Genomic DNA, 16,060 nt, shown 5'->3' with positions numbered 1-16,060 from the left:
TACTACCTCCTGTGATATTATTCAAGCAATTAACGGCGCCAGTAACACGCTTCTGGTCTTATTTTATTGTATAAAAAGGTTTTTGCATGAGCGATATCTCTGCACGTTTAGCCGGTGAGTTAAACGCACAGCAGCAACAGGTTGTTGCAGCTACAAAATTACTTGATGAAGGCGCAACTGTTCCTTTTATTGCCCGCTACAGAAAAGAAGTTACCGGCGGCCTAGACGACACCCAATTACGCCTTTTAGAGCAGCGTTTATCGTATTTACGTGAACTAGAAGAGCGCCGTAGTTTTATTTTATCGACCATCGAATCGCAAAATAAATTAACGCCAGAGCTAAGTGCCGATATAACTAATGCACAAAGTAAAACTGAACTTGAAGATTTATACCTACCTTATAAAGCTAAGCGCCGTACTAAAGGCCAAATAGCAATTGAAGCTGGTTTAGAGCCACTTGCAGATGCACTATTTAAAGATGCTAACCTTGACCCAGAGCAACAAGCAGAGCAGTTTGTAAGTGCTGAAAAAGGCTTTGCAGATACAAAAGCGGTACTCGAAGGCGCTAAATTTATCTTGATGGAGCGCTTTGCTGAAGACGCAAAATTACTTGCTAAATTTAGAAGCCACATTAGTCAAAACGGCGCAATTGAAAGCACTGTAATTAAAGGTCAAGAGCAAGCGGGTGCAAAATACCGTGACTACTTCGAGCATCAAGAACTTCTCAAAAAAGTACCTTCTCACCGTGCGCTTGCTATGCTTAGAGCCCGAAATGAAGGTGTACTTCAGTTAAATGTTAATCCAGAGCCTAGCGCTGAAAATTCAGCGCAACTATGTGCCAACATGATTGCTGACCATTACCGTTTAGATATTAAATATAAAGCGGCAAGTCCTTGGTTATTAAACGTTGTGCAATGGGCGTGGAAAATTAAGTTAGGATTACACCTAGAGAATGAATTTTTTGCAGCAATGCGCGAAAAAGCAGAAGCTGGTGCAATCGACGTATTTGCTAAAAACTTAAAAGATTTATTAATGGCAGCACCTGCAGGCCCCCGTACTACTTTAGGTCTTGATCCAGGCCTTCGTACTGGCTGTAAGATTGCCGTTGTTGATAGCACAGGTAAATTACTAGCTACACAAACTATTTTCCCTCATGCACCACAAAATCATTGGGATAAATCAGTGCGTACGTTAGAGCAACTTTGTCGTCAGCATAAAGTTGAGCTAATTGCGATTGGTAACGGTACTGCATCACGCGAATCAGATAAGTTGGTTGCTGAGCTTATGAAAGCAAACAGCGAACTTAAGCTTAGTAAAATTATGGTTAGCGAAGCGGGTGCATCGGTTTACTCAGCTTCTGAATTTGCAGCTAATGAATTCCCAGATTTAGATGTTTCTATACGAGGGGCTGTCTCTATTGCGCGCCGCCTTCAAGATCCTCTTGCTGAACTTGTTAAAATTGAGCCAAAATCAATTGGTGTTGGCCAATACCAACACGATGTATCGCAAAGCCAATTAGGCCAAAGCCTTATTTCAGTAGTTGAAGACTGTGTAAACTCAGTAGGCGTAGATTTAAACATGGCATCGGTACCGCTACTTACACGCGTATCTGGTTTGAACAAAACATTAGCGCAAAATATCGTTAATTATCGCGATGCTAACGGCACATTTACTAAACGTAGTGAGCTTAAAAAGGTTGAGCGTTTAGGGCCAAAAGCATTTGAACAAGCGGCTGGTTTTTTACGTATTAACAATGGTAGCGATCCACTAGATAACTCATCAGTTCACCCTGAAGCTTACCCTGTTGTTAAACGTATTTGTGAACGCAATAGCGTAGATGTCAGTAACCTAATTGGTAACAGCGACTTTTTAACTAAACTTGCTGCTAATGATTACACTGACGAAAAGTTTGGCTTACCAACCGTTACCGACATTATTACTGAGCTTGATAAACCAGGTCGAGATCCTCGCCCTGAATTTAAAACAGCTGAGTTTAAAGCCGGTGTTGAAAAAATTAGTGACCTAAAACCAGGTATGATTTTAGAAGGCGTGGTTTCAAACGTTGCTAACTTTGGTGCGTTTGTTGATGTAGGTGTACACCAAGATGGTTTAGTGCATATTTCAGCAATCACGAATAAGTTTATATCAGATCCGCGTGAAGTTGTTAAAGCTGGTGATATTGTAAAGGTTAAAGTTGTTGAAGTAGACGCTGCACGTAAGCGCATAAGCTTTACTATGCGCTTAGATGACGACATTGACACAAGTAATAAGTCAGCAGCGCCAGCTACGCAAAAGCCACAAACACGTGCTAATAATTCGCAACCTCGCGCTGCAAAGCCTAAACGTGACAATGGCAATGCGTTAATGGGTAATGCATTTGCCGATGCGTTCGCTAATGCTAAAGTGAAAAAATAATACTTGTACAGCTAAGCTAAAACGAAAAAAACCGCGTAAGCGGTTTTTTTGTGGTTACGTTTTACTAAATTATTAACTTAACGCTGAAAAACTACTTTGGCTCGCTGGCGATGTAGCCATTTGATAAAAGTTAGCAATACGCCCCGCCCGTGCCTCAACATCGGCATCACGTGTTTGCTCGTCACTTTTAGCTGTTTTTGTATCGCTGCTTTCATCGCTAGAGAATGACGCTTCAAGTTTACTTTTTGCGTCTTCGTCGTCTTCTTTTTCAGGTTGTGCAAGCTCAGCCTGAGCCGCTGCTAGCTTTTGCGTAGCATCTGCAGCAATAGAGCGATCAGCTCCCGAAGGCTCTGCAGGCGCTAATGCGGCAGCGCGTACCGTTTGCATTTTGTCTATAGTCGCTTGCGGGTCACCCGGAATTTCTGACACATCTATTTGTACTTCTCCGCCAACTGCGTAGTTAGTACCATCTGGGCCACGTTGATACTCATAGCTTGGCGAGCCAGCATGTTGCCCACCTACAGAAGCGTGCGCTTGCTCGTGTATTCGTACTTCAGTATCTCGTGCTTTTAGCTCTGTAATTTGTTGTTGTTCTTGTTCTAATTGCAGCTCTTCTTGCTCAGATTCTTTTTTCTCGATTGCTTCACTTTCTTCCTCAGAGCCCTCAGGGTTTTCTGAGTTTCCATCGCGCTGCTGAACTGACTTTTCGTCTGCTATTTTTCCCGTTGCGTTATACGTCGCATCATCGCTACTGCCTGGTAATTTTGCTTTTTCAGAATCACTTTGCGCTTTGGTTTCTGTATTGCTTGCGCTACTAGATGCGGGAGCAGGAATAACTTCGCGTAGTTGGTTGTCACGCCGTGCAGTTTCCGTATAAACATTTGCAGTGTTTATATTGATAGACGGAAATGGCGTGACAATATTCATAATACTAAACTTTAATATCGATTAACGTGCCAAGTACATCATCGGCCGTTTGAATTGATTGCGTATTTGCCTTGGCATTAAACTCTTCAACTTTTAAGTTAACAAGCGCTTCATCAACACGAGCAGGCTGTGCTACAGGTGCAGTAATAGCTTCTTCAGGGCGTGCTGCTGTAAGCTGACGTTGCTGCGCTAATTGCGCGTCATCTTGCTGTTCTATACTGGCACGGTTAATCTCAGCACTGGCCTTTTCAATACCTTGGCTAGCTCGATTAAACCCTTCTACACCACTATTAAATACAGATCCTATTGGCATATTAAAACCTCCACCAAATAAACATTGTTTAATTATCGCTCAGGTTCTGCTCAAAATAAAGCTTTAAACAGCGCTATTCTTAGCTCTATTTTAAAGCATTGATTTAACGACAGATAAAAACTCACTTTTATGAGAAATAAATGGCGCGTGCGACGCTTTATCTAGCACCTCGTATTCAAACTCAGTATTTAGTACTGACATTTCACTAATTGCTTTATAAGGCACTAAGGCATCAAGTCGGCCAAATACTCCTTTGATAGGTACTGGGCAATGAGCAAATAAATCACGTAAATCGTCGTTTTGTAAAATATCTAAACCAGCACTCAGGGCGTCGCTTTGTGGTGCGCTGTACTGATTTAGTAATTGTTTAAGCAGCTTTATATCATCACGCGCCGACTCGCTACCCATCGCTTGAATAGCTAAGAAGCGCTCTATTGTTTTTTCTCGATGATTAACTAACTGCTCTTTAAACTGCGCCAATACATTCGCTTTTATTCCGGGCCAATTATCTGCCTCCGCAAAAAAAGGAGTCGATGCAATTAAAATAACTTTTGATACTTTTTCAGGCCAATGCTTAGCAATATAAAGTGCAAATAATCCACCTAACGACCACCCCATTAAAATGGTCTTCGGCTTTAACTGCTTACTTAAAGTTTCTGCTGCATCATGCAAAGTATAAGGGCTTGGGCAAACATGGCTATTGCCAAACCCAGGTAGGTCAAGGCTACGTACACTTCCTGAATATAAAAACTCAAGTTCTGGCTGTACTAACTGCCATACGCCCTGATTCATTCCCCAACCATGTAATAACACTAACTCATTTTGCATATTTGCCTAACCTTTACCAAACTTAGGCTCATCATAACGTTTAAAAAGGCGATTGCAATGCAAGGAGCGAGTCAGTGAAACAAGCCATTTTAAATTGGTTATTTCCCTCTTATTGCGTGCAATGTCAAAATACGATTACGACCTCTTTAGGGCTTTGTGATTATTGCCTTGAAGATTTACCATTGTTTGATTTTAGTAAGCATAAGAATTTACTGCATCGACCCGATATTGTTGAGATGTTTCCTAATTGCGAGTTTGATAAATTATTTGCCTGTGCTTTTTATCAACCTCCCTTTGAACATTGGCTTAAAAGGCTAAAATTTAATAATCAAATTCATTATAAAAAGGCATTGCAGCAAGTTATACAAAAACAATTAACGCAGTTTTTTGAGCAAAGCCCTACTTTGCCAGATACCTTTATTATTTTACCTCTTCATAAAAGCCGATTCATTACTCGCGGGTTTAATCAGGTAAGCCAAGTTTGGCAACCATGTTTAGCTAATTACGCATCAGTGAGTAACGTACTTATTCGCAATAAAAAAACACAAGCCCAGTCGGAGCTATCTAAAGCAAAGCGTATTAAAAACTTAAAAAATGCCTTTATTTGTACAGAGGATATGGGCGGTAAGACAGTCGCTATTGTTGATGATGTGATGACGACAGGGGCAACATTAAACGCAGCTACTAGTGCACTAAAACAAGCAGGCGCTAAACAAGTGTGGGCTTTTACAACTTGCTTAACGCCTATTTAATTATTAAAAATTATTATACCAATCCGCAATAATACTTGATCATTTTGCGGGGCTAAACGTGTCGCTGCCTGTGTTAAAAAATTCTCATTTACGACTGCATGGATGCAGAAGGTAGAGCAATGCAGGAGCAATTGCCGAGAACAACTAAATAGCGAATTTTTTGCCTAGCTATCAACACGTTTTTCCATCCTCAAAATAGATCACTTAATTAAGCGAATTGGTATTATTCGCCATTTGCACGAAACGTATGACCAAAAAATAAAGCGTTGCTTAGTAGTCGACTAGTCCCATACCAGTAACCTCTAAATACAGGGTCGTCGGTCATGCCTATCACTGTACCTCGTCCGTATGAGTGAGCAATTAATCCTGCGCCGCCAGCAACTTGCTCAACATTAACGGCATCGGTAAAGCCTGCCAATAATGGATTTTTAGTGTAGGTAAGTACATTTACGAACGGAGCATCAGAAGCTTCTAGCAACCAAGTACTGTTTTTGAATACGGGCAATGTATTACGCTTAAGTGAAAATGTAAGCGGATGAGTTAAATCTACATTAGTATTAAAAATAGCACCTGCAATGCGTTGACGTCCTGCTAAATGATCTTTATCGCCATAACTTAAACCTGTCGTTTTAAATGCACTTGCTACATCTTGTCGTGATAGATAGCTTGCTTTGAGTAATTGCTGATCAGCTAAAAATTTAGCGCCGCCTTTGTGACCCCAAATAACGCCGCCTTTCCTTACCCAGCTTTTAATAGCCACTTTGTCGGCATCAGATAAGCTATTGTAATTGCCATGAGCAAGCACAATATGACTGTAGTCACTTAACTCGAGTGAACTAAAGCGGTTCATTTCAACAATTGTTGGTGCAACACCTACAAAGCGATCTAGGTAATACCACACTTCGCCGACTTCGTACTGGCTTGCGCCTTGCCCGCCAATAAGCAGTACTTTTGGAGCACTAACAACCGCCATTGATCGCGACCCTAAATCGGCTCCTTTGCTTGTTAAGCCTGATGTAATAGGTTTGATTGCAATACCAAACTCATTTTGTGCTTTATTTAGCAAGGTAATCCAATCTGTATTTGTTTGTAGTCCAGCCGGTATAATAATACTTCCAGGTTTAAAATTAATTTCTCCTGATGTTGATTTAGCCGTTAATGCTTTTAGCGCTACACGTGCTTTTATACCTTGCTGTAATAAGCTATTTAACATTTTAGGTGCTAAATAATCATCCCACGAAAAACCAAATGCGTAACCTTCGGTGAGTGAAGAAAATGATGGGGTTGCTACTTTTTCCCATGCTTTATCAGCAACTTTTAATCCCCAACTACTTTTAACTTTAGAAAATGGCAAATTAAACGCATGCGCTAATGTCCAGCCAGATACATCGTAAAAAGTATTATCGGCAAAGTTTTTTTGCTCACTAAAAATCGCTTTTACCAAACGATATTGTGGTTGTGCTAATGGTACAAAATAGCTATGTGTACTGAAATTCTTACCATCTGCTTTTAATGATTTAGTAAGTGGGTAAGCGTTAATTTGGTGCTGCTTTAACAATTCTAAAAAGTGCATAATACGGGTGTTGTCGCTTGCACCTTCAACAACATACCCTTCAAAGCTTTCATCGCTGGCTAAATCAGTAGCCTGATTATAAAATTTAGCCTGGTAATCAAGTAATGCTTGGCGGTTATCAACTGCTGCCTTAAAGGTAGATAAACTCGTTAACAGTTGATTTTTAATAGTGAAAGGAAAGCTCAAAGGTCCATTTATAGTGTCTTGAATATGTCCACGAGAACTTGCTTGCTCAAATAAAATGCCTATGCCGCCATTTACATCGGGATAGGTTGAACCTTTACCGTAATAGAAGTCATCAAAGCTTTCTTCAGTAAAATAAAGTGCGTTGTTTTTATCTAACGTTTTTGCGTGATAGTTAGCAATCGCTTTAGTTAACGTTACATTTTCATCAGGTGTTATTGGGTGTTTACGGCTTGGAACACCTGGCTGAAAAAAGTAACTGCTGTTTGGTCCCATTTCATGAAAGTCAGTTAAAATATTTGGTTTCCACTGATGAAATTTGGCAATACGCGCACGCGATTCAGGATGCTGTAGTAATAACCAGTCACGATTTAAATCAAACCAGTAATGATTGGTACGACTACTTGGCCAGTTTTCAACATGTTCACGGGTTTTAGGGTCACTTGATAAGTTCATGCCTCGGTTACTGTTTGCCCAATTAGCAAAACGAGCAAGCCCGTCAGGATTAAGTGAAGGGTCGAGTAAAATAACCGTGTTATTTAATAGCTCATCTATTTCAGTACCTTGTGCAGCAGCTAAGTAATATGCCACCAGCAAAGATGAGTTACTACCTGATGACTCATTACCATGCACACTGTATCCCATCCATACAACAGCAGGGTCGTCTTGTGCTTTACTACTGTTATTACTTAAGCGTGCTAAGTGAGCTTGGCGTGTCTGCTCTATGCTTGATAGCTTATCAGCAGCAGTAATTGTTAGCATTACTAACGGGCGTTGTTCATGCGTGCGGCCAATCACCTCAAAATTTATACGGTCGCTTTTATCAGCAAGTATTTCCATATAACGTACGAGCTGATCGTGTCTCACGTGCCACTCTCCTACTTCGTAACCGAGTACTTGCTCAGGAGTAGGAATTGAAGGGTCAAATTTTACATCTTGTTCAAAATAATACGAAAGTGGCTTAGCTACACTTGAAAAGCTAAGCAACACCACCATTAATGTTAATACCAAACGCATATAAATCACTCAAAAAATGTTCGTTGTTTGCACGCTACCATTGCTTAAAATAGATGCCAACTTTTTACGCTCAACACTAGCCGCAACACGATGAGCGGAGTATGATACGCAGTATCCGAGTAATTTAGTCAAGTATAGATGGTTTTATGATTTCTATTTCCGAAACAGCGCAAGCGCATTTTGCTAAACTATTAGCAGATCAATCACAACAAACCAATATTCGTGTGTTTGTTGTAAACCCTGGTTCATCACAAGCGGAATGTGGTGTGTCTTATTGTCCAGAAGACGCTGTAGAAGCGAGCGATATTCGCCTAAACTTTAACGGTTTTGATGCCGTTGTAGATGCAGAAAGTGCTCCATTTTTAGAAGAAGCTGAAATTGATTTTGTTACCGACAAAATGGGTACTCAGTTAACGCTAAAAGCACCAAATGCAAAGGCACGTAAAATAGGTAACGATGCATCGTTAAACGAACGTGTACAGCACATGCTAGAAACCGAAGTAAATCCACAACTTGCTAACCACGGTGGTCAAGTAAGCCTTGTTGAAATTACAGCTGCAGGTATAGCTATACTTCAGTTTGGTGGTGGTTGTAACGGTTGTTCTATGATCGATGTAACGCTAAAAGAAGGCATTGAAAAAGAAATGATAGCTAAGTTTGAAGAAATCACCGGTGTTGCTGATATAACAGAGCACGAAGCGGGCGATCACTCTTACTATTAGGCCTTGTAAATGCTAAAGCAGCTTATTTATCGCTTAGGGAGCAACCCTAAGCTGAGCTTAAAGCGCTTTTTTCGCGGCTTAGCACTGTTTGTGCTAGCCGTGATATTCATATCTATTGGGTATTACACTCACTACAGCTTACAAATAATTGGCGTTATAATTTTACTCCCCGCATTATTTTTTACCGGTTGGGGCTACTGCGGTATTTTTGCTAATCGTTTTTCACAAGTTTTAAAAGATATGGGCCCTAAACACCACGACCCCGATCTCTGGAAATAAACCATTTATTTAGTTTAATCTAATAGCTGATTATTTATTTTTAAGTGGTGATATTTAATTATTAATGTAACCCCGCGCATTAACATAAAACAGCTCATAGCCAGCCATAACCCGTTATTTTGCAAGTCTATAAACACCCAAAACACACCAAAAAAGCCAACTCCAGCTGAAAGTATCATACTGTTACGCATGTTCTTTGCTCGCGTAAGCCCTACAAAAACACCATCAAACAAAAAGCAACTCATGGCCAAAATAGGCAACACTATTAGCCATGGTAAATAGTGTGTTGCCTCTTGAATAACCTCTGGCACATTGGTTAAAAGCTTGATTATACCGCTGCCAAATAATGCAAAAAAAGCGCTATATAAGACGCCAAAAAGCATGCCCCAAAATACACTTATTTTAACCCAAAGCTCTATATTTTTAACGCTTCCTTGGCCTTTAGCTTGCCCTACTTTTGCCTCAGACGCGTAAGCAACGCCATCAAGAGCAAAACTCACCAACATTAGAAAGTTAAGTAAAACAGCATTAGCAGCTAATGTGGTTTCGCCTATACGCGCTGCGTAAAACGTCATAAAACTAAAGCATAATTGCAGTATTAAAGAGCGAATAAATATATCTCTATTCAAACTCAATAATTCAGCCATTTTGCTAATACTCAACCAATTCGGTACATTTAGATCAATGTCTTGTTTTTTAGCTAGTTTAACCACTAAAAACAGTGCAAATACTAAAGCCGTATAATCAGCAATAAGTGAAGCCCACGCAGCGCCTGCAACTGCCCAATCTAAATAAACAACAAAATAAATATCGAGTACTATATTAACGATATTAGTGACGAGTAATAAATAAAATGGGCCTCGACCATAATGTACACCAAGCATCCAACCCAGTAACACTAAATTACACAATGCTGCTGGAGCACTAAAAATACGAATGCTAAAATACTGATACGCTTGGATAAGTACATCGCTATTGGCGGCGGAGAGATAAGCAATAGCGTGCTTTATTAATGGGGATAACACAATTAATAGCACGGCCACTGCGCTTGCAAGCAATAGGCTTCGTTTAAGTAAAGCGGCAAGTTGGGTTAAATCCTTTTTTCCGTATGCTTGTGCCACGAGCCCCGTGGTACTCATTCTTAAAAAACCAGCAAGCCAAAATAAAATAGATATAACTGCAGAGCCAAGGGCAATACCCGCTAAGTAATGAGCGCTTCCTAAGTGCCCAATTACAGCGGTATCAACAATTCCTAACAACGGCACTGTGATATTTGATAGTATCATCGGACCCGCTAACAACAGCAAGCTTTTATGGTGTGCCTTATTATGTATAAGAAATTGTTTCATTTAGTATTATTTATCCTCATTAGTGTATCTGTGCGGGCTCAAGCAGCCGTTATTTTACAGTATCATCATGTTAGTGAAACCCTACCCGCTGTAACGAGCGTTAGCGCCAATACATTCACTAAACATTTGAGCTATTTAAAAGAGCACAACTTTAACGTTATTCCTCTTAATGACTTAATAAGCGCACTTCAGCAAGGTGAAACCTTACCTGATAAAACTGTCGCCATCACCTTTGATGATGGTTATAACAATAACTATGAACAAGCGGCGCCTATTTTAGAAAAGTTTGGCTACCCGTACACTATCTTTGTAAATCCTAAATTAATAGACGAGGGCATGAGCTACGTAATGGGGTGGGATAAGCTCAAAGAATTATCTAAAAAAGGGGCATTAATAGCCAATCATAGCGGACAACATGATTACTTACACCTTAAGCTTGAAAACGAAACCGATGCACAATGGCAATCACGTATTAAGCAAGATATTCTTAGCTCTCAAAAGCGTATAAAAGAAGAAATAGGCCACGACTATAAATACTTAGCATACCCGTATGGTGAGTTTAATAACGAGCTGCAAGCACTTGTGACAGAGCTTGGTTTTGTGGGTATTGGTCAGCACTCCGGCGCTGTAAATAAAGACTCTAATTTTAGCCGCTTACCGCGTTTTCCTGCATCAGGCTTTTACAGCAAACTAGAAACTCTTATTACTAAGCTTAACTCACGCGCGTTTAATATCACCAATTTAACTTATCAAGATAGCGTTACACAACAAAATCCACCCACGCTCACAATTGAATTTAAAATGGGTGATTTTCATAAAAGCCAATTTGCCTGTTACGTATCAAGCGTAGGCCAAGCAGATTTAAAATGGGTAAATAAAAATACAGTCGAAATAACCTCACCAAAGGTGCTTAATAAAGGGCGTTCTCGTTTTAATTGCACGGCCCCTTCTATTTCAAGCCCTGGTGATTACTTTTGGTTTTCGCAGCCTTGGGTAATTGAAGCGCCTAAACCTTAACTGCCTGATGTAATAGTCGCTGGGTTATTTTATCCAGCGCAACTATCTCGTCCGCTGCATTTAACTCAGCGGCAGCCTTAGGCATACCCCATACCACCGATGAGTACTCATCTTGAGCCAAGGTATACGCACCGTTTTGTTTTAGTGCAAGTAACCCTTTTGCGCCATCACTCCCCATCCCTGTTAGTATGGCTGCAACTACGTTTTTAGCTCCTGTCTCAACTAATGAGTTAAACAGCACATCTACCGCAGGTTTATGTCTGTTGACCGGCTCGCCATCATCAAGCTGGCAATACAAGCTAACACCTCGCTTTTTAATACTTAAATGAAAACCACCTGGTGCTATATAAGCCCAGCCAGTGCTAAGCTTATCGCCATGTTCAGCCTCTTTCACATTTATCGTGCATGTACGATTCATTCGCTCTGCAAATGAGGCGCTAAACACAGGAGGAATATGCTGAGTAATTACAATGGGCGGGCAATTTTGTGGCATTTTAATAAGTACTTCTTTGATAGCCTCAGTACCACCCGTTGAAGCACCTATCGCAATTACTTTATTAAGTAAAAATTGAGAATGGGTATTAATAGGCTCATTTGTGACGACCGTTTTTTTATAGCTTCTTACTCTTGCTCCAGCAGCTATTCGCACCTTTTGTTGAACAAGTGATGCATATTGACTCAATTGCTCTCCTACGTTGTTAGTAGGCTTAGCTATAAAATCAATAGCCCCTAATTCGAGTGCCTCGAGTGTAATAGGAGAGCCTTTTTGGGTCAGTGTTGAAATCATCACTACTGGCATTGGTCTTAATCGCATTAAGTTTTTTAAAAAACTAATGCCATCCATTTTTGGCATTTCTACGTCGAGCGTTAATACATCAGGATTTAACTTTTTTATCATTTCGCGAGCTTCGTAGGGATCCTCAGCGCTCCCCACTACCGTAATATCTTTAGCTTGCTGTAATATTTCAGTGAGTAAACGCCTAATTAAGGGGGAGTCGTCAATTATTAATACTTTAATCATGCATACTCCTAAAACAGCTCTATATCAGTTACTACTTCTTGCTTTTTAAGGTTTTGTAAGTAACGGACTTCGCGTTTTTCAATCGTATTATTATGTAGGTTTTTAAGTTTTTTCATATGAACTTTACCGGTGTTCGGATGAAAAAATATTTTTCGTGGCCATGGTCCACCCATATCGTGGGCAACTAGATTTAATGCCTCTTCTTTAATATACGCCGCTGCAAAACTAATATTACCCAGCCCTATATCAGTCATCGCACTAATAATTTTACCCCCACCAAAAAGTTTTACTTTTAGGTTACAGCGAGACGCACCATTTTTTAAAACTTCGTTTATAAGATACTCCATAGCCCAATTACCGTACCGACAACTTAAACTATGCGCATTCTTAAGTTCTACTCCCTTTTGAATTGGTAACATAAAGTGATTCATGCCCCCAATCCCTAGTACTTCATCGTAAACACAAGCCGCAATACACGAACCCAGAACTGTAGAGATCAGCTCATTATTTTTAGAAACATAAAACTCACCCGGAAGCACTTTAGCAACAACGCTACCTCGGCCCGAGTCCCAATATCGTTTAATATGTTCAAAGTTAGGTAATACCGGCCTAAACTCTGCGTGCATTTTGTCCCTTTTCGTACATAGTTTTCCCTAAATTTTTAAATTGCGCATGCTCTTTTCCCATACTTTCTGAGTGACCTAAAAACAAATAACCTTGTTCATTTAATATATTGGCGTAACGTTTAAAAAGCTGATCTTTTGTTTCTTTATCAAAGTAAATAACAACATTACGACATAAAATAAGATCAAATGATCCTTTCATTGGCCAATCTTGCAATAAGTTTAAACGCTTGAATGAAATAGACTCTTTTAGTCTATCTTTAACTTTATAGTTTTCACCGTCTTTACTTTTTAAAAACCAACGCTTAAGTTGCACGTCATCTAAGCCGTTAACATTCGCTGCGGTGTAAATACCCTTTTGTGCTTTTGCCAATACATTAGAATCTAAATCGGTTGCTAGTATTTTTACATCCCAATTGCTTGGAAATGCATTATTTAAAGTCATCGCCAAACTGTAAGGCTCTTCTCCTGTTGAGCAACCTGCAGACCAGATTCTTACTCGCTTACTATTTTTATTTGCCTTTAAGAGAGCAGGTACAAGCTCAGATTTTATAAATTCAAAGTGGTGTATTTCACGAAAAAAAGACGTTAAGTTAGTTGTTATTGCATTAATAAAGGCATCAAACTCCTGATCTTTATGGCTATTTAAATACTCTAAATAGGCTTTAAAGTCAGTTAGTTTTCGCTCTCTAATACGTCTTGCTAAGCGTGAATAAACCATCTCTCGCTTATGCTCACCTAATACAATTCCACATGCGCTATAAACTAAACTGGCAATTTCTTTAAAGTCGCGGTCGGTACACAAAAACTCTTTCATTGTTCGCTCTCAATTTAGCCTGCCAAATAATACCTCGCTGTGATTATGTATTCAGCGAGGTATATAAGAAGATTGGTTGTTAAAATTCTTCCCATTCATCAGCAGAGTCTACAAAGTTATCACCTCTGGGTTTATTACTTACAAAACTGCTTTGCGACTTATGAGATAATTTAGGTGTGCGCATAGTCGGCGAAATCATCGCCATCTCTTGCTGACCTATTGAGAAAAAGTTGAGTAGTTGGCGCATCTCATTAGCTTGCTCAGCCATAGACTCGCCAGCGGCAGAGGCTTGCTCTACTAAGGCGGCATTTTGTTGCGTCATTTCGTCCATTTGTGAGATTGCGGTATTAACTTGTTCAATACCCGCACTTTGTTCTTCAGATGCCTCTGTAATATCAGAAATCATTTGCGTCACTCTTTGCACCGACACAACAATCTCTTTAAGTGTAGCGCCCGACTCATTAACTAATTGAGAGCCATCAGCTACTTTGCCTACACTATCTCTTATTAACTCTTTAATTTCTTTCGCTGCGCCTGCAGAGCGCTGTGCTAAATTACGAACTTCACCTGCAACAACCGCAAAGCCTCGACCTTGTTCACCAGCCCTTGCAGCCTCTACTGCAGCATTAAGCGCTAATAAGTTAGTTTGAAATGCTATTTCGTCAATGACACCAATAATATCTGCAATTTTCTTGCTCGACTCATTAATTGCCGACATGCTCGTAACTGCTCTATTTACAACCTCACCACCTTGAATCGCCTTTTCGCATGTTTCTTCTGCTAAATCGTTTGCCACTTTTGCGTTATCAGCATTTTGGCGAACGGTGCTAGTCATCTCTTCCATGCTCGACGCTGTTTCTTCAAGTGACGAAGCTTGCTCTTCTGTACGTTGGCTTAAATCAGCATTACCTTGAGAGATTTCCTCTGCACCACTGGCTACAAGCGTTGCCGATGAATTAATGCGATTAATCACTTCCGTTAACTTATCTGCCGTAGCATTAGCATCGCGTTTGAGTTTATCAAATGAGCCTCTATATTCTTTTTCAACTCGTTTTGATAAATCACCATTTGCCATCGCATCGAGCATACTGCCAGTGTCAGCAACTGCATCATCAACTATTTTAACTAAGCTATTTAGACCTTGAGCCAAACGTAAAAAGAATCCTTCCTTGCCTTCTTCCGCGACTCTTGTATCTAATTCGCCATTACCTGCAGCGCTAATAAGTTCGGCTATTTCTTTTTCAAGCGCAACCTCATTGGTCCTATCTTCCCACTCAACAATGGTGCCTAAATGCTTTCCATCTTGGCTAATCCAAGGTGAAGCAATCAAGGTAAAAGTGACACCTGCTAAAAGTAATTCGGCTTTATGAGGCTTATCGAGATTTTTTAATAAATCGCGCTGATGATTAGGGTGCTTATGAAAATCATCAACACAGGTGCCAATTAAATTATCAACAGAAAAGCTTGGTAATACAGTTTGTAATTCTTTTTCACGGACTTTTAGCATTTGCTGAACACGATCGTTCACAAATACTATATTAAGGTCTTCATCAGCAATCATTACGTTCGCTTGGCAAACTTTAAGCGCATTTGCTAAATCGGCTGCTTTGCGAGATGCTTTTTCAAGCTCTTTTTGTTCAGTAATATCAGATGCGTATTTAATCACTTTAAACGGCTTGCCGTTCATATCATAAATTGGGTTATAAGATGCTTGAATCCAAACCTCCTGACCCTGCTTCCCTATTCTTAAATATTCCCCTGAATCAAATTCACCGCGACCTAGTTTGGCCCAAAACTCTTTATATTCGATACTATTTGCATGTTCGGGTTCAATAAAAAGCCTATGGTGCTGACCTTTGATCTCGCTAAGTTGATAACCAAGTGCATTTAAAAAGTTATCATTCGCATCAATAATAGTGCCATCTAAATTAAACTCGATAACCGCTTGAGATTTACTTATAGCACTAATTTGCCCTGAAGCTTCTGCTGCTATTAACTTTTGCTCGGTCACGTCGGTGGCAAACTTAACTACTTTTAATACTTGCCCTTGCTCATCAACAATTGGGTTATAAGTTGCTTGGATCCATACCTCAGCTCCACCTTTTGCATTACGCTTAAACTCATCTGAGATAAACTCGCCATTACGCAGGCGTTGAGGTTGTAGAATTACTCTTTTTAGGAACGTATTCTACTATTTCAAATTGATTGCTTTTTAACCTTGAACC

General features: G+C 40.0%; 13 protein-coding genes and 1 pseudogene. 5 read left to right on the top strand and 9 right to left on the bottom strand.

All coding sequences use genetic code 11. The features are described 5' to 3' along the window. The first annotated feature begins 86 nt into the window (after positions 1-86). Entirely contained in the window at positions 87-2,414 is a 2,328-nt protein-coding gene (locus I6E85_RS16955) for a Tex family protein (RefSeq protein ID WP_024591680.1), read from the top strand. Between the two features lie 72 nt (positions 2,415-2,486). Here the strand turns inward: I6E85_RS16955 and I6E85_RS16950 are convergent, their stop codons facing one another. The 3 genes from I6E85_RS16950 to bioH all read right to left on the bottom strand — a co-directional run bounded on the left by I6E85_RS16950 (position 2,487) and on the right by bioH (position 4,482). Next, on the bottom strand, positions 2,487-3,341 hold the full coding sequence (locus I6E85_RS16950; protein WP_024591681.1) for a putative metalloprotease CJM1_0395 family protein: 855 nt from the start codon (positions 3,339-3,341) through the stop codon (positions 2,487-2,489). Positions 3,342-3,345: 4 nt separating this feature from the next. Beyond that, complete coding sequence (locus I6E85_RS16945) at positions 3,346-3,654, bottom strand: hypothetical protein (RefSeq protein ID WP_007584971.1); 309 nt, start codon at positions 3,652-3,654, stop codon at positions 3,346-3,348. Positions 3,655-3,744: 90 nt separating this feature from the next. Further along, positions 3,745-4,482, bottom strand: coding sequence for a pimeloyl-ACP methyl ester esterase BioH (bioH, locus tag I6E85_RS16940; RefSeq protein WP_010554945.1), 738 nt, complete (start codon positions 4,480-4,482; stop codon positions 3,745-3,747). 74 nt (positions 4,483-4,556) lie between these two features. Here bioH and I6E85_RS16935 point away from each other — a divergent pair, with 74 nt between their 5' ends. Further along, positions 4,557-5,234, top strand: a complete 678-nt coding sequence (locus I6E85_RS16935) for a ComF family protein (RefSeq protein WP_010554946.1) — start codon at positions 4,557-4,559, stop codon at positions 5,232-5,234. Positions 5,235-5,457: 223 nt separating this feature from the next. Here I6E85_RS16935 and I6E85_RS16930 read toward each other — a convergent pair whose 3' ends face one another. Beyond that, positions 5,458-8,007 carry a M14 family zinc carboxypeptidase gene (locus tag I6E85_RS16930; protein ID WP_197237175.1) on the bottom strand — a complete coding sequence of 850 codons (2,550 nt, stop codon included), beginning with the start codon at positions 8,005-8,007 and terminating at the stop codon, positions 5,458-5,460. A gap of 146 nt (positions 8,008-8,153) precedes the next feature. Here I6E85_RS16930 and nfuA point away from each other — a divergent pair, with 146 nt between their 5' ends. Both nfuA and I6E85_RS16920 read left to right on the top strand, forming a co-directional pair. Beyond that, positions 8,154-8,729, top strand: a complete 576-nt coding sequence (gene nfuA / locus I6E85_RS16925) for a Fe-S biogenesis protein NfuA (RefSeq protein WP_007584966.1) — start codon at positions 8,154-8,156, stop codon at positions 8,727-8,729. Positions 8,730-8,738: 9 nt separating this feature from the next. Next, the gene (locus I6E85_RS16920; RefSeq protein WP_197237174.1) at positions 8,739-9,008 is read left to right on the top strand and encodes a hypothetical protein; all 270 of its coding nucleotides are present in this window, start codon (positions 8,739-8,741) and stop codon (positions 9,006-9,008) included. Positions 9,009-9,022: 14 nt separating this feature from the next. On the opposite strand, the gene I6E85_RS16915 is transcribed toward I6E85_RS16920, so the two are convergent. Then, positions 9,023-10,357 carry an MATE family efflux transporter gene (locus tag I6E85_RS16915; RefSeq protein ID WP_269435604.1) on the bottom strand — a complete coding sequence of 445 codons (1,335 nt, stop codon included), beginning with the start codon at positions 10,355-10,357 and terminating at the stop codon, positions 9,023-9,025. Between I6E85_RS16915 and I6E85_RS16910 the strand changes: the two genes are divergently transcribed. Beyond that, on the top strand, positions 10,337-11,374 hold the full coding sequence (locus tag I6E85_RS16910) for a polysaccharide deacetylase family protein (RefSeq protein WP_101216103.1): 1,038 nt from the start codon (positions 10,337-10,339) through the stop codon (positions 11,372-11,374). The two genes, I6E85_RS16915 and I6E85_RS16910, sit on opposite strands and share 21 nt — an antisense overlap. Here the strand turns inward: I6E85_RS16910 and I6E85_RS16905 are convergent. The 4 genes and pseudogenes from I6E85_RS16905 to I6E85_RS16890 all read right to left on the bottom strand — a co-directional run. Continuing rightward, positions 11,364-12,395 (bottom strand): chemotaxis response regulator protein-glutamate methylesterase, encoded by a 1,032-nt coding sequence (locus tag I6E85_RS16905; RefSeq protein ID WP_101216093.1) that lies wholly within the window; start codon positions 12,393-12,395, stop codon positions 11,364-11,366. The genes I6E85_RS16910 and I6E85_RS16905 overlap by 11 nt on opposite strands. Positions 12,396-12,403: 8 nt before the next feature. Continuing rightward, a complete protein-coding gene (gene cheD / locus I6E85_RS16900; RefSeq protein ID WP_039489124.1) occupies positions 12,404-13,021 on the bottom strand; it encodes a chemoreceptor glutamine deamidase CheD in 618 nt (205 codons plus the stop codon). Then, positions 13,005-13,835 (bottom strand): protein-glutamate O-methyltransferase CheR, encoded by an 831-nt coding sequence (locus I6E85_RS16895; protein ID WP_024608681.1) that lies wholly within the window; start codon positions 13,833-13,835, stop codon positions 13,005-13,007. Before I6E85_RS16895 ends, cheD begins: the two co-directional genes overlap by 17 nt. A 79-nt stretch (positions 13,836-13,914) precedes the next feature. After that, positions 13,915-15,990, bottom strand: a pseudogene (locus tag I6E85_RS16890) (methyl-accepting chemotaxis protein); the annotation flags it as partial. Positions 15,991-16,060: the final 70 nt, after the last annotated feature.

Origin of the sequence: Pseudoalteromonas sp. NZS71 (assembly GCF_015864715.1) — a bacterium.
In the GTDB taxonomy this organism is placed as follows: Bacteria; Pseudomonadota; Gammaproteobacteria; order Enterobacterales; family Alteromonadaceae; genus Pseudoalteromonas; species Pseudoalteromonas arctica.
The sequence above is the reverse complement of the archived record's forward strand: the minus strand, read 5'-3'. Positions and strand labels throughout refer to the sequence as shown.

Coding starts and splice junctions, on each gene's coding strand:
- I6E85_RS16895 (WP_024608681.1), bottom strand. CDS start 13,835: ATGAAAGAGTTTTTGTGTACCGACCGCGACTTTAAAGAAATTGCCAGT.
- I6E85_RS16945 (WP_007584971.1), bottom strand. CDS start 3,654: ATGCCAATAGGATCTGTATTTAATAGTGGTGTAGAAGGGTTTAATCGA.
- cheD (WP_039489124.1), bottom strand. CDS start 13,021: ATGCACGCAGAGTTTAGGCCGGTATTACCTAACTTTGAACATATTAAA.
- I6E85_RS16930 (WP_197237175.1), bottom strand. CDS start 8,007: ATGCGTTTGGTATTAACATTAATGGTGGTGTTGCTTAGCTTTTCAAGT.
- nfuA (WP_007584966.1), top strand. CDS start 8,154: ATGATTTCTATTTCCGAAACAGCGCAAGCGCATTTTGCTAAACTATTA.
- I6E85_RS16920 (WP_197237174.1), top strand. CDS start 8,739: ATGCTAAAGCAGCTTATTTATCGCTTAGGGAGCAACCCTAAGCTGAGC.
- I6E85_RS16950 (WP_024591681.1), bottom strand. CDS start 3,341: ATGAATATTGTCACGCCATTTCCGTCTATCAATATAAACACTGCAAAT.
- bioH (WP_010554945.1), bottom strand. CDS start 4,482: ATGCAAAATGAGTTAGTGTTATTACATGGTTGGGGAATGAATCAGGGC.
- I6E85_RS16955 (WP_024591680.1), top strand. CDS start 87: ATGAGCGATATCTCTGCACGTTTAGCCGGTGAGTTAAACGCACAGCAG.
- I6E85_RS16905 (WP_101216093.1), bottom strand. CDS start 12,395: ATGATTAAAGTATTAATAATTGACGACTCCCCCTTAATTAGGCGTTTA.
- I6E85_RS16910 (WP_101216103.1), top strand. CDS start 10,337: ATGTATAAGAAATTGTTTCATTTAGTATTATTTATCCTCATTAGTGTA.
- I6E85_RS16915 (WP_269435604.1), bottom strand. CDS start 10,357: ATGAAACAATTTCTTATACATAATAAGGCACACCATAAAAGCTTGCTG.